The 22786-nt window shown below is 47.5% G+C and carries 16 protein-coding genes and 2 riboswitches; of the genes, 11 read left to right on the forward strand and 5 right to left on the reverse strand.

Translation table 11 applies throughout. The features are described from left to right. Positions 1 to 118 precede the first annotated feature (118 nt). The 3 genes from ptsG to ptsP all read left to right on the forward strand — a co-directional run bounded on the left by ptsG (position 119) and on the right by ptsP (position 4228). On the forward strand, positions 119 to 2170 hold the full coding sequence (ptsG, locus tag ACE3K2_RS16045; protein ID WP_421892073.1) for a glucose-specific PTS transporter subunit IIBC: 2052 nt from the start codon (positions 119 to 121) through the stop codon (positions 2168 to 2170). Between the two features lie 77 nt (positions 2171 to 2247). Beyond that, positions 2248 to 2523, forward strand: coding sequence for an HPr family phosphocarrier protein (locus ACE3K2_RS16050; protein WP_036617010.1), 276 nt, complete (start codon positions 2248 to 2250; stop codon positions 2521 to 2523). After that, entirely contained in the window at positions 2516 to 4228 is a 1713-nt protein-coding gene (gene ptsP / locus ACE3K2_RS16055) for a phosphoenolpyruvate--protein phosphotransferase (RefSeq protein WP_421892076.1), read from the forward strand. The genes ACE3K2_RS16050 and ptsP overlap by 8 nt, the downstream gene beginning before the upstream one ends. A 209-nt stretch (positions 4229 to 4437) precedes the next feature. On the opposite strand, the gene gcvPB is transcribed toward ptsP, so the two are convergent. The 3 genes from gcvPB to gcvT all read right to left on the reverse strand — a co-directional run bounded on the left by gcvPB (position 4438) and on the right by gcvT (position 8506). Further along, entirely contained in the window at positions 4438 to 5877 is a 1440-nt protein-coding gene (gene gcvPB, locus ACE3K2_RS16060) for an aminomethyl-transferring glycine dehydrogenase subunit GcvPB (protein ID WP_421892955.1), read from the reverse strand. A 140-nt stretch (positions 5878 to 6017) separates the two neighbouring features. Next, positions 6018 to 7373 (reverse strand): aminomethyl-transferring glycine dehydrogenase subunit GcvPA, encoded by a 1356-nt coding sequence (gene gcvPA / locus ACE3K2_RS16065; RefSeq protein ID WP_421892078.1) that lies wholly within the window; start codon positions 7371 to 7373, stop codon positions 6018 to 6020. After that, positions 7370 to 8506 carry a glycine cleavage system aminomethyltransferase GcvT gene (gcvT, locus tag ACE3K2_RS16070; RefSeq protein WP_421892080.1) on the reverse strand — a complete coding sequence of 379 codons (1137 nt, stop codon included), beginning with the start codon at positions 8504 to 8506 and terminating at the stop codon, positions 7370 to 7372. The genes gcvPA and gcvT overlap by 4 nt, the downstream gene beginning before the upstream one ends. A 234-nt stretch (positions 8507 to 8740) precedes the next feature. Then, a riboswitch (glycine riboswitch) is annotated at positions 8741 to 8841 on the reverse strand. A gap of 3 nt (positions 8842 to 8844) precedes the next feature. Beyond that, a riboswitch (glycine riboswitch) is annotated at positions 8845 to 8967 on the reverse strand. 344 nt (positions 8968 to 9311) lie between these two features. On the opposite strand from gcvT, the gene gcvH reads away from it, so the two are divergent. The 5 genes from gcvH to ACE3K2_RS16095 all read left to right on the forward strand — a co-directional run bounded on the left by gcvH (position 9312) and on the right by ACE3K2_RS16095 (position 15295). After that, positions 9312 to 9704, forward strand: a complete 393-nt coding sequence (gene gcvH / locus ACE3K2_RS16075) for a glycine cleavage system protein GcvH (protein ID WP_421892083.1) — start codon at positions 9312 to 9314, stop codon at positions 9702 to 9704. A 419-nt stretch (positions 9705 to 10123) separates the two neighbouring features. Continuing rightward, positions 10124 to 11581, forward strand: a complete 1458-nt coding sequence (locus ACE3K2_RS16080) for a PTS mannitol transporter subunit IICB (protein WP_421892086.1) — start codon at positions 10124 to 10126, stop codon at positions 11579 to 11581. Between the two features lie 38 nt (positions 11582 to 11619). Then, positions 11620 to 13713 carry a BglG family transcription antiterminator gene (locus ACE3K2_RS16085; protein ID WP_421892089.1) on the forward strand — a complete coding sequence of 698 codons (2094 nt, stop codon included), beginning with the start codon at positions 11620 to 11622 and terminating at the stop codon, positions 13711 to 13713. Between the two features lie 5 nt (positions 13714 to 13718). After that, the gene (locus ACE3K2_RS16090; protein WP_017686856.1) at positions 13719 to 14153 is read left to right on the forward strand and encodes a PTS sugar transporter subunit IIA; all 435 of its coding nucleotides are present in this window, start codon (positions 13719 to 13721) and stop codon (positions 14151 to 14153) included. Further along, positions 14150 to 15295, forward strand: coding sequence for a mannitol-1-phosphate 5-dehydrogenase (locus tag ACE3K2_RS16095; protein WP_421892092.1), 1146 nt, complete (start codon positions 14150 to 14152; stop codon positions 15293 to 15295). Before ACE3K2_RS16090 ends, ACE3K2_RS16095 begins: the two co-directional genes overlap by 4 nt. Before the next feature lie 70 nt (positions 15296 to 15365). On the opposite strand, the gene ACE3K2_RS16100 is transcribed toward ACE3K2_RS16095, so the two are convergent. Beyond that, entirely contained in the window at positions 15366 to 15617 is a 252-nt protein-coding gene (locus tag ACE3K2_RS16100) for a cysteine-rich CWC family protein (protein ID WP_421892095.1), read from the reverse strand. Between the two features lie 148 nt (positions 15618 to 15765). Further along, positions 15766 to 17769: an endonuclease MutS2 gene (locus ACE3K2_RS16105; protein ID WP_421892097.1), complete on the reverse strand. Its 2004-nt coding sequence runs from the start codon at positions 17767 to 17769 to the stop codon at positions 15766 to 15768. A gap of 527 nt (positions 17770 to 18296) precedes the next feature. Here ACE3K2_RS16105 and ACE3K2_RS16110 point away from each other — a divergent pair. The 3 genes from ACE3K2_RS16110 (at position 18297) to ACE3K2_RS16120 (ending at position 22784) form a co-directional block, all read left to right on the forward strand. After that, a complete protein-coding gene (locus tag ACE3K2_RS16110) occupies positions 18297 to 20633 on the forward strand; it encodes an AraC family transcriptional regulator (protein ID WP_421892100.1) in 2337 nt (778 codons plus the stop codon). A gap of 282 nt (positions 20634 to 20915) precedes the next feature. Further along, entirely contained in the window at positions 20916 to 21869 is a 954-nt protein-coding gene (locus ACE3K2_RS16115; protein ID WP_017686861.1) for an ABC transporter permease, read from the forward strand. A gap of 42 nt (positions 21870 to 21911) precedes the next feature. After that, positions 21912 to 22784, forward strand: coding sequence for a carbohydrate ABC transporter permease (locus ACE3K2_RS16120; RefSeq protein WP_133385864.1), 873 nt, complete (start codon positions 21912 to 21914; stop codon positions 22782 to 22784). The last annotated feature ends 2 nt before the right edge of the window (positions 22785 to 22786 follow it).

Raw genomic sequence — 22786 nt, forward strand, 5'->3', positions numbered from 1 at the left:
GTACAGGGTATGCTATACCCCAAGGTTGGCACAGTTTACTTTATTAATTCATGCCTTTTTTTGTGTTCCCTTGCTTGAATCACAACATACAAACTTAGACGAAAGGGAGAACGAAGCGATGTTTAAAAAGCTTTTTGGTGTATTGCAAAGAGTAGGTAAAGCTCTGATGTTGCCTGTAGCCATTCTACCTGCGGCAGGATTGCTGCTGGGAATCGGTAACATGCTGGTTAATCCAGATTTCTTGCAATATGTAACGGCGCTCGACACCCCTTGGGTGAACTCGATCGCAACAATTATGATGAACGCAGGTCAGATCGTATTTGATAATCTGGCATTGCTGTTTGCCGTCGGTGTAGCCGTCGGATTGGCTGGTGGCGAAGGGGTTGCGGGTCTCGCGGCCATCATCGGTTATCTGGTCATGAATGTCACACTGGGTACCGCGGTAGGGGTTACTCCGGCAATGATCGGTGAAGTTCCAGGTTATGCCAGCATTTTAGGTATCCCAACATTAAGTACAGGCGTGTTCGGAGGTATTATCATAGGTATTGCCGCCGCGCTGTGTTACAATCGATTTTTCAAAATCGAACTGCCGTCTTACCTCGGTTTCTTTGCAGGTAAACGTTTCGTTCCGATTATCACTTCGGTTGTTTCCCTCTTAATTGGCTTGCTTCTGGTGATTATCTGGCCACCGATTCAAAATGGATTGAATGCCGTGTCTCACTTCATGGTAGATACAAGCCCGACATTGTCGGCATTTATCTTCGGAGTTGTGGAACGGTCGTTAATTCCATTTGGTCTTCACCACATTTTCTACTCCCCATTCTGGTTTGAGTTTGGTGAGTACGTGAACAAAGCTGGAGATGTCATTCGTGGGGATCAGCAAATCTTCTTTAATCAATTGCGTGATGGTGTTAACCTCACAGCGGGAACATTCCAAGTTGGTAAATTCCCATTCATGATGTTTGGTTTGCCAGCAGCCGCTCTTGCGATGTACCATGAAGCAAGACCGGAACACAAAAAGTACGTTGCAGGTATCATGGGTTCAGCCGCGCTGACCTCGTTCCTGACAGGTATTACAGAACCACTTGAATTCTCGTTCCTGTTTGTAGCACCAATCTTGTTTGCAGTACACTGTATCTTTGCAGGTTTGTCTTTCATGACCATGCAAATTCTCGGTGTAAAGATCGGTATGACCTTCTCCGGGGGGTTCATTGACTTCCTGATCTTTGGTATAATTCCGAACCGTACACCATGGTGGGACGTTATTATTGTCGGATTGATTCTTGCGGTAATCTATTACTTCGGTTTCCGGTTTATCATCCGCAAATTCAATCTCAAAACACCAGGCCGTGAAGATGCAACGCCTGAAACCGAATCTGGCGGAGGCTCCGGTTCAACGGACGAGCTCCCTCATAACATTCTCGAAGCTTTTGGTGGTAAAGAGAACATCAAACATCTGGATGCTTGTATTACTCGTTTGCGGATTGAAGTCAATGAGAAATCCAATGTGAAAAAAGATCGTTTGAAACAATTGGGTGCATCTGGTGTGCTTGAAGTGGGTAATAATGTTCAAGCCATCTTCGGAACACGTTCCGACACGATCAAATCTCAAATGCAGGATATTATTGCAGGACGAACACCAGCACCAACGCCAGTAGCTGCCAAACCAACTCCTGAAGAGGAGAAAGCACAAGGTGAACAAGGCGAGCGCATCGTTGCTGAGGATATCGTCATGCCAGTCAATGGTGAATTGCTGGACATTACAAACGTACCTGATCCAGTATTTGCTGAGAAAATGACAGGTGATGGATTCGCAATTTTGCCACATGATGGTACAATAACTTCTCCTGTGTATGGTAAAGTGTTTAATGTATTTCCTAGCAAACATGCCGTGGGCATTATGTCCGACGGTGGTAAGGAAGTGCTTGTTCATATAGGTGTTAATACGGTGAAGCTGAAAGGTCAAGGCTTTAACGTACTGGTACAGGAAGGTGATCTGGTATCAGCTGGTCAGCCGATTATGGAAGTGGATCTGGAGTATGTCAAAGCAAACGCTCCATCTATCATTTCACCAGTTATTTTCACCAACCTGCCAGAGGGCTCCACGGTAACCCTGAAGAAGAGTGGAGTGCTGAAAGTTGGCGATCAGCCAATCATTGAGATAAAATAAGAAGTGTTACGACGATGGCAAGCAAGTGTAAATATATGCAATGCCTAAACCAAACTACTGAAAGTGAGATGATTGTAATGCAACAAACATTCAGAATTACAGACGAAGATGGTATCCACGCACGTCCGGCGACAGCCCTGGTTAATACAGCAAACAAATTCAAAGGTGCAGAATCCTTTGCAGAAGCAAACGGTAAAAAAGTAACTTTGAAATCCATTCTGGGTGTTCTTTCCCTCGGATTGGAACAAGGCGACACCATCAGCATCATCGTTGAAGGTGAAGGCGAAGCTGAAGCTCTTCAAGCTTTGACTGACGTTATGGTTAACGAAGGGTTGGGCGAAATTAATGCTTAATGTCTCCGGGATCGCGGCTTCGGCGGGTATTGCTATCGCCAAGGCGTTTATCTTGGAGCATCCTGACTACTCTGTAGAAAAACGCCAAATTAACGACGTTGACGCAGAGATCGCAAAACTTGACTCAGCTCTGGGTAAATCCCAGGCTGAGCTTGAGGCGATCAAAGAGCGTACTTTACAAGAGCTTGGCGAGAAAAAAGCTGAGATTTTTGCTTCGCATTTGCTCATTCTGAATGACCCGGAACTGATTGATCCGGTTAAAGCTAGAATTGCAGATGACATGATTAATGCAGAATTTGCTTTGAACGAAACGGCATCGCAATTTATCTCCATGTTTGAGAACATGAAGAGTGCATACTTACAGGAACGTGCAGCAGATATGCGTGACGTTACCAAACGTGTGCTAAATCACTTGCTTGGTATCGACTTCATGAGTCCGGCTGAGATCAATGAAGAAGTGATCGTGCTTGCGGAGGATCTGACGCCTTCCGACACGGCTCAATTGAACCGCCAATTTGTTAAAGGTTTTGCAACCAACATTGGTGGACGTACTTCTCACTCGGCGATCATGGCTCGCTCTCTTGAAATTCCGGCTGTTGTTGGAACCAAGGACATCTTGGCTCAGGCAAAACAAGGCGATATGATCATTGTTGACGGTCTGGATGGTCACGTGCTGGTTAATCCTACGGATGAAGTTATTGCTGAATACCGTGCCAAACAGGAACAGTATGATGTACAACGTGCAGAGTGGAGAAAACTACGTGATGAGCCAACGGTAACAGTGGACAACGTTCATGTTGAGCTTGCAGCCAACATTGGTACACCAAATGATGTAACGGGTGTTCTGGAGAACGGCGGCGAGGCTGTAGGTCTGTACCGTACCGAGTTCCTGTACATGGGCAGAGACAAGCTTCCTTCCGAAGACATTCAGTATAATGCTTACAAAGCCGTACTGGAAAAAATGGAAGGCAAACCTGTCGTTGTTCGTACACTCGACATCGGTGGAGACAAAGAGCTTCCATACCTGGATCTGCCAAAAGAAATGAATCCATTCCTCGGCTTCCGCGCAGTCCGTCTGTGTCTGGACCGTCTGGATATCTTCCGTACACAATTGCGTGCATTGCTGCGTGCAAGCGTACATGGAAACCTGCGTGTCATGTTCCCAATGATCGCAACACTGGGTGAATTCCGTGAAGCAAAAGCTGTCTTGCTCGAAGAGAAAGAGAAGCTGGTTGCTGAAGGTATTGCTGTTTCTGACAGCATTCAACTCGGAATCATGGTCGAAATTCCTTCGACCGCAGTTCTGGCGGATCAGTTTGCCAAAGAAGTGGATTTCTTCAGTATCGGAACGAACGATCTGATTCAATACACAATGGCTGCAGACCGTATGAACGAACGTGTAGCGTATCTGTACCAACCGTACAACCCAGCCATCTTGCGTTTGGTTAAAATGGTTATCGATGCAGCGCATCGTGAAGGCAAATGGGTTGGCATGTGTGGTGAGATGGCAGGAGACGAAACAGCAATTCCATTGCTGCTCGGTCTTGGATTGGATGAGTTCAGCATGAGCGCAACCTCCATTCTGCCAGCTCGTAGTCAGATCACCAAGCTGTCCCGTGCGGATATGCAGGAACTCGCTGCTAAAGCTCTGGATATGCAGACGGCTGAACAAGTTGTTGAATTGGTTCAAAGCATTCAAGCGTAATTTTGCCGGGGTTTCCTCGGGATTTGGGGTTTTTCTTTTTCCGATAATGAGCTGCATTGATGCAGCGATTTTGCCGGTATCCGCGAATCATTGTGGATATCGGCTTTTTTTGTTATGAACAGGACATTATGATTCAGAGGAAAGGGAACAATAAAAAGCTCTTGCTGATTGAAATATCAGCAAGAGCTTTTGTGATAACAATGAATTAATTAACTGCAAGCGCAGTTCAGTACAGGTTTGCGGGCGGCGGTTGTCTCATCAAGACGAGTGACCGGTGTTCCGTAAGGTGCGTTGAGCACCAATTGCGGTGTCTCTTGTGCCTCTTTGGCAATCCGTATCATTGTATCAATAAACCCATCCAGCGTTTCTTTGCTTTCGGTTTCCGTTGGCTCGATCATGATACATTCCTCCACGTTGAGTGGGAAGTACACTGTAGGTGGATGATATCCAAAATCAAGTAATCGTTTGGCAACATCCAGTGTACGCACACCATACTGCTTCAATCCCCGACCAGACATGACGAATTCGTGTTTGCATACACCTGGATACGGAATCTCGTAGTGAGGTGCGAGGCGGGCCATCATATAGTTGGCATTTAATACCGCACACTCAGACACACGGCGCAAGCCTTCTGGTCCATAGGTGCGAATGTAGGCATAGGCACGTACCAGAATACCGAAGTTGCCGTAGTACGCTTTGACCCGGCCAATGGATTGATCTCCTTCACGGTCCAGTGAATACACACCATCCTCATTCTTGATCACCATCGGTTTAGGCAGGAATGGAATCAAACGGCTCTTCACACCGACGGGGCCGGCACCTGGTCCGCCACCGCCATGAGGTGTACTCATCGTTTTGTGCAAGTTCAGATGCACCACGTCAAAGCCCATATCACCCGGACGGGTAATGCCCATAATGGCATTGGAGTTCGCGCCATCGTAATAGAGCAAGCCACCCGCCTGATGTACGATGGATGCAATCTCCTGAATATCTTTCTCGAACAAACCAAGTGTATTTGGGTTCGTCAGCATCAGTGCTGCGGTATCCGAACCAACGGCTGCACGAAGTGCGTCCAGATCAACCAGTCCATCTGCGCGGGATGGAATCGTCACAGTTTCAAATCCTGCAACGGTTGCACTTGCCGGATTGGTACCGTGAGAAGAATCGGGTACGATAACTTTGGTCCGTTGTTCACCACGACCTTCGTGGTAAGCACGAATCATCATGAGTCCAGTCCATTCTCCATGGGCACCAGCGGCCGGTTGCAAGGTCACAGCGTCCATACCTGTCAGACCTGCAAGGTCGTTTTGCAATGTATATAACAGTTCAAGTGCACCTTGAATGCTGGATTCATGCTGGTACGGATGGATTTTGGCAAAACCATTATAACGTGCAACATCCTCATTAATCTTCGGATTGTATTTCATTGTACAAGAGCCCAGTGGATAAAATCCGTTATCTACGCCGAAGTTACGACGGGACAGCGCGGTATAGTGCCTGATAACATCTACTTCGAATACTTCCGGAAGTGCCGCTGCTTCCGAACGGAGCATTTCCCGGGGAATCAACGTATCGGCAGCCTGACGAGGGACGTCACATTCTGGCAGGGAATAAGCGACACGTCCAGGGCTGCTGAGTTCAAAGATCAATGATTGTTCCGGAGCAGGAGATAAAGTCTGTGCGCTGAATGTTGTAGCTGTCTCAGATGGAGCCGAAGTGGAGGCTGAGGTGCCTGTTTCCGGATGTCTTTGTACTGATGCTGTTGTAGAAGTCGTAGTCGTTTCCTGAGTCACAGTGATCCCTCCAATGCTCGTGCGAATTCGTCGATCTCTTCCTTACTGCGCCGTTCGGTAACAGCAATCAGCATATGTCCGGCAAGTTCCGGATAATCACGTCCAAGTTCGTAGCCACCAATAAAGCCCGCATCCAGCAGTTTCAGTTGAAGGGCATCCACATCGGTTTCCTCAGGAAGCTTAATCACAAATTCATTAAATGTTGGTGCATTAAACGTCAGGCTAACGCGGGGAATAGCAGTTAATGTATTCAAGGTGTAATGACTCTTTTGCAGATTCAGATCCGCGACATCAATCATGCCTTGTTTACCCAGAATGGACATATAGACAGATGCGCTAAGCGCGAGCAAAGCCTGGTTGGAACAGATATTGGATGTCGCCTTTTCGCGGCGGATGTGCTGTTCACGTGCTTGCAATGTCAGTACAAAACCGCGCTTACCATTGCGATCGGTTGTCTGACCTACAATTCGGCCAGGAATCCGGCGCATATGAGGCTGGGATACAGCGAAATATCCACATGTCGGGCCGCCGAGTGAAGCGGCGATGCCGAGGGGCTGGGCATCTCCAACAACGATGTCGGCACCCAGCTTGCCTGGGGCTTCCAGCAGACCCAGCGATAGCGGGTTGGCACTTACAACGAGCAGACCCTTGTGCGCATGCACGAGGTCGGCGGCTTGTTTTACATTTTCCACGGCACCAAAGAAGTTTGGACTCTGAATCATGACAGCAGCGGTATCGTCTGATATGGCAGCTTGCAGGGCATCCCAGTCCGTGACTCCATCCTTATAACCAATCTCGACGATCTCCAGACTCAATCCATGCGCATAAGCCTGCAATACCTGACGGGCTTCGGGATGAACGGTACGGGATACGATGAGCTGTTTGCGACGTGTTGCCGCTGCGGCCAGATTCCCTGCTTCTGCAAAGGCAGTTGCGCCGTCATACATGCTGGCATTGGCTACAGCCATACCGGTTAATTCACAGATGTAGGATTGAAATTCGAAAATGGCCTGTAATTCACCTTGGCTAATCTCAGGCTGATAAGGTGTGTAGGCAGTGTAGAACTCGGAACGGGAGATGACATGATTGATGACGGAAGGAACATGATGATCATATATGCCTGCGCCGAGGAAGCTGGCGTGTGTTTCGAAATTGGCGTTGGCACCAGCTTGTTTGGACATGTGACGTGTCAGTGCATATTCATCGAGTTTGGAGGATACGGGCAGCTCGCCCTGATAACGGATCTCCTGCGGAATGTCCTGAAACAGTTCCTCCAGCGTATCCACACCGATGGTTGCGAGCATGGCGCTCTGATCCTGCTCGGTCATGGGGATGTAACGGTGCTTGCTCATGCTTGATCAGCTCCTTGAGTAGGTGTCTTTGACGTACGTGTCCGTTTATGAAAAGGGGTCTTCACGACCTCGGCCTTCAGTTTCTTGCCGCGGATTTCAATCTCAAGCGGGGTTCCCAGCGCAGCGTATTTGCTGTCGATGAGAGCAAGCCCCAGATTACGCTTCAATGTGGGTGATTGTGTGCCTGTTGTCACTTCGCCAATCTGTACGCCTTCGGCGTAAATCGGATAGTGGGGGCGGGGAATACCGCGCTCCAACACTTCGATGCCGACCAGTTTGCGGGCGGGACCGTCATTTTTTTGCTGTAACAAGGCTTCGTGTCCGATAAAGGGTCCAGCATTCAACTTTACAAACATACCAACACCAGCTTCAAGCGGAGAGATGGTTGCCGACAATTCCTGTCCATACAGGGGAAGCTTCGCTTCAAAGCGCAGTGTATCCCGGGCACCAAGTCCGGTTGGCACCAGTCCGTGACTTTCACCGGCTTGCATTAATCCATTCCATACGGCAGCGGCCTGATCTGCTGGTACATATAGTTCAAAGCCATCTTCACCGGTATAACCGGTACGGGACAATAGCAATTTCACTCCACATACTTCGGCATTCTGCACAAAACGAAACGGTTCAATAGCCGATACATCCGTATCTGTAACTTTTTCGATAATATCTGCAGCCAGTGGGCCTTGCAGGGCGAGCAGCGCTGTCTGCTCCGAATCGTTGGTCATGTTCACGCCAGGGATCAAGTGCTCTTGCAGCCATGCCCAATCCTTATCGATGTTGGAGGCGTTAACGACGAGCATATAATGCTGATCTTCCAGCTTATACACAAGCAAATCATCCACCACACCCCCATCGGGGTAACACATCAGAGTATACTGGGCTTGACCCGGAACGAGCGTGGTCACATCATTGGTCATCATTTGTTGCAAAAAAATTTCAGCCTGCTCACCCTGTACTGTGAATTCGCCCATATGGGATACATCAAACAGTCCAGCACGCTCACGTACCGCTTCATGTTCTTTCTGGATTCCGCTGAATTGCACCGGAAGCTCCCAGCCTCCAAAATCAATGCACCGTACGCCTTCGTATTGCTGATACAGTGGGAAGAGTGGTGTTCTAAGCAAATCGGACATCAAATCACCTCGTCATGGGCCGTCAACCGGCCGGATATACAATCGTGGATCAAATGAACCAAAGTATTTTTAAATTTTTCAGCAGAGATTTTTCGTAGATTCGTAGATTCGTAGATAAGTATGGTAAGGCAGCTATGACAGCGCCGATCTGAATCCTGTTTTTTCGTTTTTTGGGAAAAAGGAAAAGGACAGGCCAAAGAATCGGCATGCCAAGTAGCACGCTGTATTCTAAGGCTCTGTCCCTTGTACCTGAGAGTTACCCCGCCGCCTTGTGCAGCAGGTTTCCCCTTGGGTGATCATATCGCCCGCACAGGGCGAATAGATGCTCTCCAGAGTTGCGTCCCGTAAAAGTCCTTTTGCCTGAGAGATTCACCCCCGCTTATCGGTGGTTTACTCCTTCGGCGTTACCTCATGTACAGCCCGAATCGGGTGTCACGGGTAATCTCTCCCTTTACATTCATCCGCGAGTATAACATAGTCCAATAAACACATTTACTCCTCTCATTAAAACGTGAATCCACTGCCGATGTCAAGAACGATGTCATAGATTATAATTGAAAACCGAATGTTTAGTCTTTTTTCGATTTTATTGTTCGTGTATTTAAAAAGACTGCGCTTACTATTCTAATATCCACCAGTATATGTAGAAAGAGTGTATTTCGGTTACGGTTTGAGAAGGCGATTAGCAAATAAATTGTGAGGTATCTTGACATTTGATTCAAAAATATCATACGCTATGTTCTGGGAAAAAGGTTAAGGTCAAAGAACGCATGCACTCATTTAATGAAAAGCGAGGCGGATATCGATGAGCGAATTGAGAAGTGATTTCCTGTACAGTGAAGAGCACGAATGGGTGCAAACCGTAGGGGAGGATACTGTACGTATTGGCATTACCGAGTTCGCGCAGCATCAGCTGGGTGACATTGTGTTTGTGGAATTGCCTGACCTTGAGACCAATGTAAAAGCAGAAGATAGCATTGGAACGATCGAATCGGTCAAAACGGTTTCGGACTTGTTCTCACCTGTCACAGGTTCAATTATTGCAGTCAATGATTCGTTGCAGGACTCACCTGAACTTGTGAACAGCTCTCCTTACGAGGAAGGCTGGATGATTGAGATTCGTGTTGAGGGAGATCTGGCAGCAGCATTGTCTACTTTGATGAACGCAGACGCGTATCGTAAACATACGGAGGAATAGGATCAACGAACTTGTACTTAATAACATACATTTTATAATAAATTGAAATGAACTTTATATTGTTTCGACCTGTGTGAGCCTGGTGCTTGCACAGGTTTTTTGTGTTTTCCAAGAATGATTTTCAATGTGGATTTCAGCAGATTGAGGATGTAAATCCCCTGAATGGACCAAGCTATAGCTTAGAAAATGATTCTGGAAATGATAAAAGTCATAGGCAAGAAAAGCCTTGTGTACCAATGGGTTCAGCCATTATGCATCAATTAAAACGATTACATAACCTAATGTTGTCATCATTGTTCATGACGAAAGTACGCTTTCATTTCATTGAACAGGAGAGCAAACTCGCTTAGGATTACAGCAGGGGAGAAATGATACCCCTTTCATAAATCATAATTACTTGATCCAAGGAGGATAATACAATGAGTAATTTGGACCAATCGTCCAATTCCAAAGGTGGGCTACGGGTAGGTGTGCAGCGTTTTGGCCGATTCCTGAGCGGTATGGTCATGCCGAATATGGGTGCATTCATCGCCTGGGGATTAATTACGGCGATGTTCATTCCAACAGGCTGGTTCCCTAACGAGACACTAGCACAGTTAGTTGATCCGATGATCAAATATTTGCTGCCACTGTTAATTGGTTACACCGGGGGTACGATGGTGCATGGTCAGCGTGGTGGTGTCGTGGGTGCCATTATGACCATCGGGGTCATCGTGGGTAGTGATATTCCGATGTTCCTCGGTGCCATGATTGCCGGACCACTGGCAGCATGGATCATCAAAAAGTTCGATAAATCGATCGAAGGTAAAGTTAAAGCCGGATTCGAAATGCTGGTTAATAACTTTTCAGCCGGTATTATTGGCGGGATCTTGGGGATCTTTGCTCTACTGGGTATTGGGCCTGCTGTAGAAGCGATTAGTAAAGTATTGTCTGCCGGGGTACAAGGTCTGATGAATCTGGGCTTGCTGCCGCTGGTCAACCTGATCATTGAACCAGGTAAAGTATTGTTCCTGAACAATGCAATCAACCATGGGATTCTGACACCGATTGCAACCGATCAAGCAAGAGAATTAGGACAATCTGTTCTATACATGCTTGAATCCAACCCGGGTCCGGGACTTGGTATCTTGCTTGCGTACTGTTTCTTCGGACGCGGAATGGCCAAATCTTCTGCACCAGGTGCGGTTATCATTCATTTCTTCGGGGGAATTCATGAGATCTACTTCCCTTACATTCTGATGAGACCGATTCTGATTCTTGCAGCAATTGCTGGTGGCGTCGCAGGAACATTAACATTCATGCTCACCGGAGCAGGACTTGTTTCAGCACCATCACCAGGCAGTATTATCGCGTATTTCCTCTTAACACCAAAAGGTGGATACCTTCCGATGCTCGCAGGGGTGCTTGTAGCAGCTGTTGTTTCATTCCTGATTGCAGCAGTGTTGCTGAAAACGGGTAAACAAAAGGACGAAGATCTGGAGTCTGCATCCAGTCGGATGAAAGACATGAAGAGTCAAGGAACTGTGCCAAACGCTGGCATTACGGCTAATAATCATCTTGAAGCAGACAGAAATGCAGATATGGCTTCTTCTAAAGTGAAAACAGATGTGAAGAAGATTGTCTTCTCCTGTGATGCAGGCATGGGATCGAGTGCCATGGGCGCTTCCATTCTTCGCAAGAAGATGAAGGCAGAGGGGATTGACGTTACGGTGACCAATACGGCCATCAGTGATATCCCGCAGGATGCAGATGTGGTCATCACACAACAAATATTAACCGATCGTGCCCGCTCTGTTGCGCCGAATGCAGAACATATATCCATCGACAACTTCCTAAAAAGCCCGGAATACGATGCGCTCGTTGAACGTCTAAAGTAATTGCCCGCATTCGTTTTCCCTGAGCCGGAGGCTGAGATATGAGTATTACCAAAAGACAACGTGAAATCGTGGAGTTTCTGCTGGAGCATCCACATGAAGTTACTGCCGGCGAAATCGCCGTTGAAGTAAAGGTCAGTACCCGAACGGTTCACCGTGAGCTTCAGATGATTGAACAATGGCTTGAACCTTTGGGCATGAGGCTGGAAAAAAAATCAGGAACCGGTATCCGAATCGATGCCGGTTCCGATGATCTGGCTATATTGCGCCAGCAACTAGAGGGTAAGGAATATGTAGAGTTTACGCCGGAAGAGCGTAAGCTCTTCATGCTTTGCATCTTGCTGGATGAACCGGAGCCTGTAAAGTTGCTCGCGTTGGCTTCCGATCTGAAAGTGACCGTATCTACCGTAACCACGGATCTGGACGATCTGGAGTCACGAATTCGTCAGGCGGGCTTGAAGTTGGTTCGCAGACGTGGATATGGCGTCAAGATTAACGGAAGTGAGACGATTCATCGCACAGCCATAGCTGCACTTGCTCTGGAATTTCTGGATGAATCCGATCTGTTCGGAAGACAACCTGAGCAAGGCGGCTCCATCGTAAACCAAAAACTGCTGGATATGATTGGACACGATGATGTGCTTACGGTCGAAAATGCGTTATGGCAACCAGACATCGAATGGCTGGAGAACATCCCGGAACGCCAATACATGAAGTTGCTGATTCAATTATCCGTTGCGATTGTACGTATTCGTAAAGGCTTTGGCATTGGCCGTATGTCCCCACGAGAGAACACGGGAGATGAAGATGCAGCGCAGGCTGAGATGAAGGTTCCGCCTTATATGGCGTCCCGCTTGTGCGGTGTGTTATCCACCCAGCTGGGACTGACATTCTCCCAAGATGAGCAAGCTTATTTTCACAGACTATTAGTTGAGACAGAGCAGCGGATTCACTCTTCGCGGCTGTTGCCAATCGACGACTTGATTTTACTGGACAGGGTACATTCACTGATTGATCAGATGCAGGCGAGAACGCATTACGCCTTTCATGAGGATCGTTTGCTTCGTGAAGGTCTGCTTGCTCATATGCAACCTGTAATGGAGCGAATTGAAGGGCAACAGATGATTCGTAATCCGCTACTGCAGCAGATCCGCAAGGATTATGATTCACTTTTTGAAGATGTCAAAAAATCTGTGGGGCAAGCTTGGCCAGGCACAGACGTTCCGGATGAGGAAATTGGTTTCTTGGTCATGCATTTTGGGGCTTCGATCGAGAGATTACGTGTATTGAAACGGGAGATCAGGGCGATCATCGTGTGTACAAGCGGAATTGGATCATCACGGATGCTGTCTAGCCGTCTGTCAAAGGAGATTCCCGAGATTCGTATCATGGATAGCGTCTCCTGGTATGAGGCTGCACGGATACCTACAGATCAATATGATCTGGTCTTATCCACTGTTGATCTGCCGATGGATGAGCACCAGTATTACAAAGTGAGTCCACTGCTTACGGCAGAAGAGAGCGAACGTCTGCGTCACTTTATCCGAACAACAACGTTACAACGACAGCATAATAAGCCCCGTGAAGCAGAGGTTCAGACCACAGGTCGTTACTCGGACCCTGACGGAATGGAAGCTATTTTAGTTGAAATCGTCCGAATTATTGGCAAGTTTCAGGTGTACCCGCTGGATAATCAGGACATCGGGTTCTATAAAACGGTGTATGCGATGTGCAACGTACTCCATGGATCTGGTGTGCTGAAGGAACCGCAAGAAGTCGCAAAGCGGTTGGAGGCACGTGAAGCAGTGGGGAGTCAGAAAATTCCTGGCACAAGACTTGCGTTGTTTCATACACGAAGTGAGGGAATTTACAGGCCGTCCATTAGCTTGTTTCAGCTCACTGAGCCACTCCTTCGTACACCGGATGATCCGGCAGGAGTTACCCATGTCCTCTTGATGCTTGGTCCCAGAGAATTATCCAAGGAAAGCCTGGAGGTTCTCAGTGAGATCAGCGCCCTGTTACTACAGGAAGAAATGATTACATTGCTGGAAAAGGGAATCAGGGATGAAATTATTCATTACCTGTCCCAGGAACTCGTAGGATTTTATCGCAGTAAAACCGAAATTGGAGGTTAACCATTATGAGTATGTTAACAACAGATAAAGTCATCATGAATGCGACGGCTCAGGACAAATACGAAGCGATTCGCATGGCAGGACAGATTCTGAAGGATGCGGGACATATTACCGCGGATTACATTGAAAAGATGATTGAACGTGAAGAGATTGTCTCGACTTATGTAGGAAACGGCTTGGCTATTCCGCACGGTACGAAGGAATCCAAAGCTTTTATTTTATCCACAGGTATCTCTGTCATTCAGTATCCACAGGGTGTTGATTTTGGCGAAGAAAAGGCTTATATGGTCATTGGTATCGCGGCTCAAGGCGGGGAACATATGGAGATCTTGACTAGCATCGCGGTGATCTGTGCTGAGGATGAGAACATGGAGGCCCTGCGTCTGGCCAAAACAGCTGAAGAAGTTATCGCGATTCTGGAAAGTGAAATGGAGCTATGAAGGCCCTACACTTTGGCGCAGGTAACATTGGACGCGGGTTTATCGGCTTGATTCTGTCCCGTGCGGGCTATGAGGTGGTTTTCTCCGACGTAAATCAGACCTTGGTAACCGCTCTTCAGCAACGGGGGCAGTATACGGTGGAACTGGCTAACGAGAGCAAGGATCAGGAGACCGTCACAGGTGTAAATGCCATCGATGGAACCAAACTGGAGACAGTTGCCCAAACCGTTGTGGAAGCTGATCTGATTACAACCGCAGTGGGCGTGGGTGTGCTGAAACATATTGCACCAGGTATTGCGAAGGGACTTGAGAAAAGACTGAATTCCGGTCCTGCTCAAAACCCTCTTCACATTATTGCGTGCGAGAACGCCATTGGAGCCAGTACACAATTGAAAGAGCATGTATATGCACTGCTCAATGAAGAGATACGTTCACTTGCGGATCAGTACGTTTATTTTCCGGATTCAGCCGTAGACCGGATTGTACCTATTCAGCATCATGAAGATCCGTTGCATGTACAGGTGGAGCCTTTTTACGAGTGGGTGGTGGATCGTTCCCAGATGGCTCCTGCATTCAAACCGGTTGAGGGCATTCTATATGTCGATGATCTGGAGCCGTATATTGAACGGAAGCTGTTCACTGTTAATACAGGACACTGCGTTGCAGCGTATATCGGTAATGTACACGGGTATGACACGATTCAGAAGGCTATTGCCGACGAAAAGGTAAAATCGATTGTCTATGGTGCTCTGCAGGAAACCGGAAAAGTTCTGGTGAAGCGTTTTGCATTCAACCCGGAAGAGCATGAGCAGTATATTGTCAAAATATTGGGACGGTTCGTCAACCCGTATCTCACCGATGAGGTTACTCGTGTTGGTCGTTCTCCGCTGCGCAAGTTGTCTCCCAATGATCGTCTGGTTCGCCCGGCCCTTCAGGCTCATGCGGATGGAACCGAAACGACCTATTTAGCGATGGGTATGGCAGCAGCCTGCAAGTTCGATGTCTCCGATGATCCGGAAGCAGTTGAACTGCAGAACATGATCTGCCAGAAGGGGATTGCGGCTGCACTGCATCATTATACGTCCATGGATGAGCATCATCCGGTGCTTGAACAGGCTGTTGCCCAGTATAACCAAATGTAAGAGCAGGAGTAGTCTGCTAACAATATAGATATTATAGATACTGCATCATAGAAGAAGAGCCATACAGTTGTTAACTGTGTGGCTCTTCTTTGGGTTGTCTTTTATCGGCATATTCATTCAGACAGCGTTGACATATGCACGATTTGCGGCGCTGCGCTGCCGGAATACGATCGAGTACACCTTCGGGAAAAGTAGCATGGTTACACCAGCATTCCGAATGAGGATGTCCTGCGGCATAGGAACAGTGATTAGCTTCACCGCATAATGGGCAGACAAGAACATCGATAAGGATGTGCTCTTGATCGTCTTGTTCTGGAGACATGGGCTTCTTCCCTCCCTGTGGAATAGCTACGAGCTGAAGTTAAACATGCTGGTCTCAGTATAACAGATATGCGTCTGTGATCATGTAATTCACTGTGTACATATGACTTCCAGTTTACCATCACTTCTGCTTCTCCCTGGGGGGTTATTTATTCTTCAGGCGGTAATTCGATCTGTAGACCTTCCACATGTTTGCGTCCCATCAATTTACGCTTCTTTCGATTTTCCTTTGTTTCTAGCACAATGTCCAGATCATAGTCATCGCCCGGATAAAGTTCATTGGCAGATATATGCAAGGTCAGTCGTTTTTTATGGATTTTGACTTTGCGTCCTCGCAGCATGACTCCGATATTTCCACGGCTATCCTCCACATCACAGACGATGCCCGACTGATTAAGATAGGCCGCATACACCCGATCTCCTTTGCGAAACGTTTTGGCAGGAGCAGGAGAATCCAACTCTCTGGTTGTTGTCTTTTTGTGAAGACCGATTGAATCCTTTGAATGCTTTGACTGCTTCCGTTTGGATAACTCTGCTGGGCCACCTGCTTCTGTATTGGCACGTTCAGACGTTAGGGCCGGAGTTTCCAAAGGAGGTGACGTGAACACGAATGTACGATCTTTCGAAATACTTTGATCGGACAGGGACTTGGATCTTTCGATAATTCGCTGTGGCATGCCCAGCTTCAATGCGATGGAATAAGCATAGCTCTCACCAGCTTCTCCGATACGCAATCGATATAGCGGCTGGAGAGAAACGGTGTCAAATTCCATACGGGCATTTTCAAATCCTGGCGTGGCAGCTGCAAAATGTTTGATTTCACCAAAATGTGTTGTTGCCACAACGGTTGCTCCGCGGCTGTGAAGTTCCTCCAGCATGGCGATAGAAAGTCCGACGCCTTCACCGGGATCTGTTCCGGAAGCCATCTCATCAATAAGCACCAGAGTTGATGTATTGGCCTGTTCCAGTATGCCAATCATATTGCGAATATGTGCGGAGAATGTACTGAGCGCTTGTTCCAAACTCTGCCCGTCACCAATATCAACCGCTACTTCGTTATAAACAGCCATCTCGCCACCTTCCTCTACCGGAATAAGCAAACCGGATTGCATCATCAGGGTTAGCAAACCTAATGTTTTGAGTGCGACCGTTTTACCCCCGGTATTCGGACCCGTAATAATGAGCGACGAGTACGTTCTGCCGATGGCAAAATCAAGGGGAACCATGGAAGAACCCATGAATGGATGACGTGCACGTTGAAGGCTGATGTGGCCCTGAGTATTGACTCGAACGGTACGTCCGTCCATGGTAGCCGCATATTTGGCTTTGGCAAACAGGAAGTCCAATACACCTACCGTTTCGGTATTCAGTGCGATTTCACGGCTATACGATTCAGCCAGGGAGGTTAAATCACCGAGAATCCTCATCTCCTCTCGGGACTCCTCGGCTTGTAAGGCGGCCAATTCCATCTGTAAACTTACTAGCTCAACAGGTTCAATATATACGGTTTGCCCGCTCCCGGATTCATCCAGCACACTGCCTTTCACCTGTTTACGGAACTCTTTCTTAATGGGCAGAACGGTTCTTCCCCCGCGTTGGCTGATGACATGTTCCTGCATAATGGAGCGGTGTTTGCTCACCAGTGAATCAAGCTTTCGTTTCATACGTTCCTCATTCACCGTCATTTTTTTACGAATACGAATCAGTTCCTTGCTCGCCTGATCCTGAATGCGTCCACTGTGGATGCAGCGCTCGATCTCACTTTGCAAAGGATCGATTAAAATCATGGATGCTGCATAACGACTGACGGTGGGAGCGGCCCCAGATTTGCCCTCCATGTACTTCATGAGTTTTGCACAGCTCCGCAGGAACTGAGCGAGATGACTGAAGTCTCGTTCACTGAATAGATAACCGGTGCCAAGCAGATCCATAATCGTTTCCATGCCGTCGAGAGAAGGGAGGGGGATACTTGCCCCAAAGCGAATCAATGAAGCCGCTTCTGCTGTTTCTTCCAGGCGCAGCTGGATCAGGTGAGCATCCACCATCGGTTTTAGTTCTCTGGCATAACGTTTGCCCAGATAAGACAGGGCGCAGTCTGCAACGTTTTTTTGAATTTGTGGGTAACCCAGACTGTTTAATGTGTTCTCATTCATGCGTAATCTCTCCTTGAATTCGAATTGGGATTTCAGTTGACGCGCTGAAACATATTCCTGGAAAACGCAAAAAGGGCGGAGAATGAACAAACGTCATTCTCCGCCCTAAACATATGGGAAAGCAGAGTCCACTACAGGTCTATAATAAAAAAATCCGCGCTGAACACAGCGCGGAAATAGACCCGGACAAAGACAATCCCGGAGGCGATTTATGATATCCGCTGTTCTTAACTAAGTACAGGGATCTGGCGCATCATGAAATACACGTATGCCATATGGGCACAAGCGCAATGAAAGGCCAAACTCCTGAATATGAAACTTGGTTAGTTAAGAACATTCACCGACATTAAAAATCTCTCCTTTGATTGAGGAATATGCAACCAATATAAACTGGAAATTGGTTTGAAGTCAACCTTATAATAAATGAGTGGACTTGAATAAGAATGGGTTTTAAAATAACAATAGTAAAATAATCCAATGAAAGCGATTTATTTTAATAAACATACGTATAAAGGAGGATGCTCTTCTTGCCGAAGTATTTACTGCGTTTGCTCTGTTTTACCCTGATCCTCGGAGCCCTTCCAGTCATTGTTATTGGTTCGGTCTCGTATACGATTGCATCGCGTGACATTGAACAGAAAGTGCGTGAAAGCAATCTACAGATATTGCATCAGACCCAGATGCGGGTAGAACAAGTTCTGCGCAGCCTGCAATTATCATCCATCCAGTATGTCAATTCACCTCTGGTACTACAAGCAATGAAGAAACCTTTGGACAGCAGCGAGTTTCAGGAGATTCGTGATCTGACCTCCGGTTTTAACAACTTGCAAGCGGTTACGAACATTGACCAAGCCTATCTGGTTAATCTGGATGAAGATTGGGTTGTTTCGATGCGTTCTTTTGGCAAATTGGATGATTTCAGTATTCGAGACCGGATTGGTACCTACCTAAGCTATACCAACAGCCTGTTCTGGGTCACTCAGAATGCCAGTTCGTCCAAGGAAAGTGTACCTGTGTCAGCAGGTATGGGTGAACTAACACCCGAACAGGCACCTACCCTTATATCCTCGGATAATGTGGTCAGTATGGTATTCAAAATCCCGATGATGCCAACCAATGTGAAACCGAAGGGATTTCTTGTGATTGATATCGCCGATACGGAACTAAGTACATATTTGAGCCGAAATACAAATGCCGGGGATATGTACGTTCTGGATCGGGAGCAGAAGTATTTTCTGAACGATGTGCAGCAAGGCGGTAAATATGACGCGCTGAATAAGGAAATTCATGAAATGGTGCAAACGACGGGCCAGCCAGAGGGTTTCTTCAGTGCGGAGGTGGAAGGTAGCCAAGTGGCAGTTAGTTATAGGCAATCTCCGCTCAATGGCTGGTTATACGTGTCCGTTGTATCTCTTGGACAGATCACGGCCCAGTCACAGAAAATTGCATTGGTCACCGGTGTCGCTACACTGGTCATGTTATGTGTAACGGGAGTCGTCGCCATATACGGGAGTCGACGGATGTACTCACCGATCTCCAGACTGCTGCAATTTACGAAGGGGTTGGATTCCCCAGTGGCTCCGTCAGGACGCCGTCAGGATGAATTTATCTATATTGAGGAGCAATTGTCAACCTTGTTCAGTTCGGAAAAAACAATGCGGGAGCAGATGAAGGGGCAGCATGTGCACCTCCAGGAGTTTTTTATGACCAAGCTGCTAACAGGCAAAATCTCGGAGGAAGATTTCAGATATCAGGGAGAAATGTACGATTTCCCGACAGGGTGGGCGAGTCTTGGTGTACTCATGCTCCAGATCGATACCTTGGAAGGGACCCGATATGAGGAACAGGATCGAGATCTGCTGCTGTTTGCTGTCAACAATATGGTAGGGGAGCTTCTTCCTTCGGCAGTTCGGTTTACCCCGGTCATGCTGGATGATGCTCAGGTCACCCTACTTGCCTCCGAACTCACGGATGAGGTGAAGCTGAAGGAATGGATGCACACCCAGGCAGACTGGATTCGCGAACGTGTCGTGACCTATCTGAATCTGCCCGTAAGTATTGGCATCAGCCGTTCTTACACCTGTATTGGCGATACGCCAAGAGCGGTTCAGGAGAGCCGAGAGGCTCTGCAAGGCCGGGTAAGTCTGGGCAGCCGTATTATTTTGCATTACGAGGATATACAACCACGTGGTCAGATGGAGGCTGCGTTGTATACCCAGTTGCGCATGATTGAAGACCAGCTCGCTTCTGCGCTCAAGCAAGGGGATGAGGAGAAGACGGACGCCTATTTTACGCAATATTTGGGGCTGCTTGCCGACAAGAAACTTCATTTCAGTGAATACCCCGTCATTATGGTTCAGTTATTGTCTCGTGTATATCAGCTTGTGCAGGAGCAAGGTGGAGATGTGGCTGAAGTATTGGGTGAAAAAGCATCCATGGCACATTTGCTGAAGTTGTCCACATTGGACGAAATGACCAACTGGTTCCGCAAGCGGCTGTTCTTGCCCGTCATGCGTTTTTGGCGAGAGCAGGAAGAATCTCAATACATGAATATTGCAAGGCGCATGATTCGTTTGATCGAGGAACGTTATGATCGTGAATTGTCGCTGGAGGCCTGTGCCGCTGAGCTTAATTTTCACCCTGTCTACCTAAGTCGGGTATTCAAGAAGGAAGCCGGAGTTAATTTTACCGAATATCTCGCAGAGTACCGTATGGAAAAAGCGAAGACCTGGCTGCAAACAACCAATCTTAAAATATCGGAGATTGCCGAGAAATTAAACTATACCAATCCAACCGCATTTATCCGTACGTTTCGCAAAATCACAGGAACAACCCCCGGCAAGTACCGGGAGCAGCAGCGATAAAACATACCTGCTCTGCCTGCCATGGCAGGCAGGCTTTTTCATGTCCGGATGAAGGAAGAAGACCGTATTAATCCATGAAGTTAAGACAGGAATATGGAGGTTGAAAGCAGTTCATTGCGTTGTTAGATTCGATGCGGGAAATGAGCTTAACCCTTGCTACATAAGGAAAAACAAAAGGCTAAAAGGAGATGATAGCCAGTCATTCGTTTATCCTCCACAATGAAGACATGAATTCAGGAAGTGATATTTTGTAATCGTTTCCAATGTGGGGAGGAAGACAATATGAAAGCCGAAACGGCGGCTCGAACACGGCCCGCTACCCGCAGTGACAAAAACCTGCTGTGGAGGGACATTATCAAAAACCGGTGGCTGTATATCATGTTAATACCGGGTGTGCTTTACTTTGTTATTTTCAAATACATACCCATGTATGGCATCACGATGGCTTTTCAGGATTACACGCCGTATAAGGGCATCTTGGGGAGTGACTGGGTAGGGTTCAAACATTTCCAGCGTTTCTTCGGAGAACCGCAATTCTGGACATTGTTTCGAAATACGTTTTTGCTTGCCATTTATAACATTGTGTTCTTTTTCCCACTGCCGATTGTACTGGCACTCATGATGAATGAGGTTCGCCGTGAACGCTTCAAACGATTTGTACAAACGCTTGTTTATGTTCCACACTTTGTTTCCTGGGTTGTTGTTGTCGGTGTGTTCTACATGCTGTTTACAACCGAGGGTGGTGCGATTAACGAATTGCTCTATAACCTGACTGGACAAAAAGTGGCGTTCCTGCTTGAACCCGGTTGGTTCCGAACCATGATTGTTGGACAATCCATCTGGAAAGAAGTTGGTTGGGGAACAATTATCTTCCTTGCGGCGCTTTCCGGTGTGGATACACAGCTCTATGAAGCTGCACGGATTGATGGTGCCAATCGCTGGCGCCAAACCTGGCACATTACGCTGCCGGCCATTCGCAGTACTATCGTCATTTTGCTCATTCTGCGTCTGGGCAATTTCCTGGATACGGGCTTTGAACAGATCTTCCTGATGCTGACTCCGACAAACCGGGATGTGGGCGAGGTATTTGATACCTACGTGTACACGAAGGGGCTTACACAGGCACAGTACAGTTATAGTGCTGCTGTCGGGTTGTTCAAATCGGTTGTCGGACTGGCGCTTGTCCTTGGTGCCAATACGCTGGCCAAAAAATTCGGGGAGGAAGGCGTCTACTAACCTTGGGTGCAGACGTTCTTCACCAGACAGGAGTGAACATTGATGCAACAGGATAAAACGTGGGGCAACCGGATCTTTGATTTTGTGAATCACGGCTTGCTGCTGTTGATTGGAATTGTGACGGTCATCCCGTTTATTTATATTTTGGCTGTCTCGTTTACCAGTCCGCATGAAGTGGCTAAGGGAGGATTCATTCTTTTTCCAAAAGAGTTCTCTCTGGCTGCGTACCGTTACATTTTCTCTACAGATACCTTGATTCGCAGTCTGGGTGTATCGGTCTATATTACGGTGATTGGTACCTTTATTAACCTGCTGTTTACGTCACTTATGGCATATCCGCTCTCCAGAAGATATTTGCGTGGACGCCAGCCCATTTTGCTGGGTGTATTGTTCACAATGCTCTTCAGTGGCGGGATGATTCCAACCTATTTTGTCGTGAAATCCTTGCACCTGACGGATACGTTATGGTCGCTGATGCTGCCTACCGCTATTAGTGCATTTAACTTGATCGTACTCAAAAACTTCTTCCAGGCCATTCCCGATGAACTGGAGGATGCAGCCAAAATTGATGGATGTAACGATGTCGGCGTATTGTTCCGGATTGTTCTGCCTTTGTCCATGCCAGCGATGGCGACATTTTCACTCTTTTACGCGGTGGCCCACTGGAACAGTTTCTTCAGCGCTGTTATCTATATCAACGATAGTGAGAAGTGGCCTGTCCAAGTCTGGCTGCGTGAGATTGTCATTCTGGCACAGAGCCGGATCGGAGACACGAGTATTGAAGAAACCGAGATCCAGCCGCTTACCATTCGTATGGCCGTTATCGTGTTCTCCACAATCCCGATTATGCTGGTGTATCCATTCCTGCAAAAGCACTTTGCCAAAGGAGTGATGCTGGGTTCGGTGAAAGGTTGAGT

The organism is Paenibacillus sp. (genome assembly GCF_048976745.1).
Classification (GTDB): domain Bacteria; phylum Bacillota; class Bacilli; order Paenibacillales; family Paenibacillaceae; genus Paenibacillus.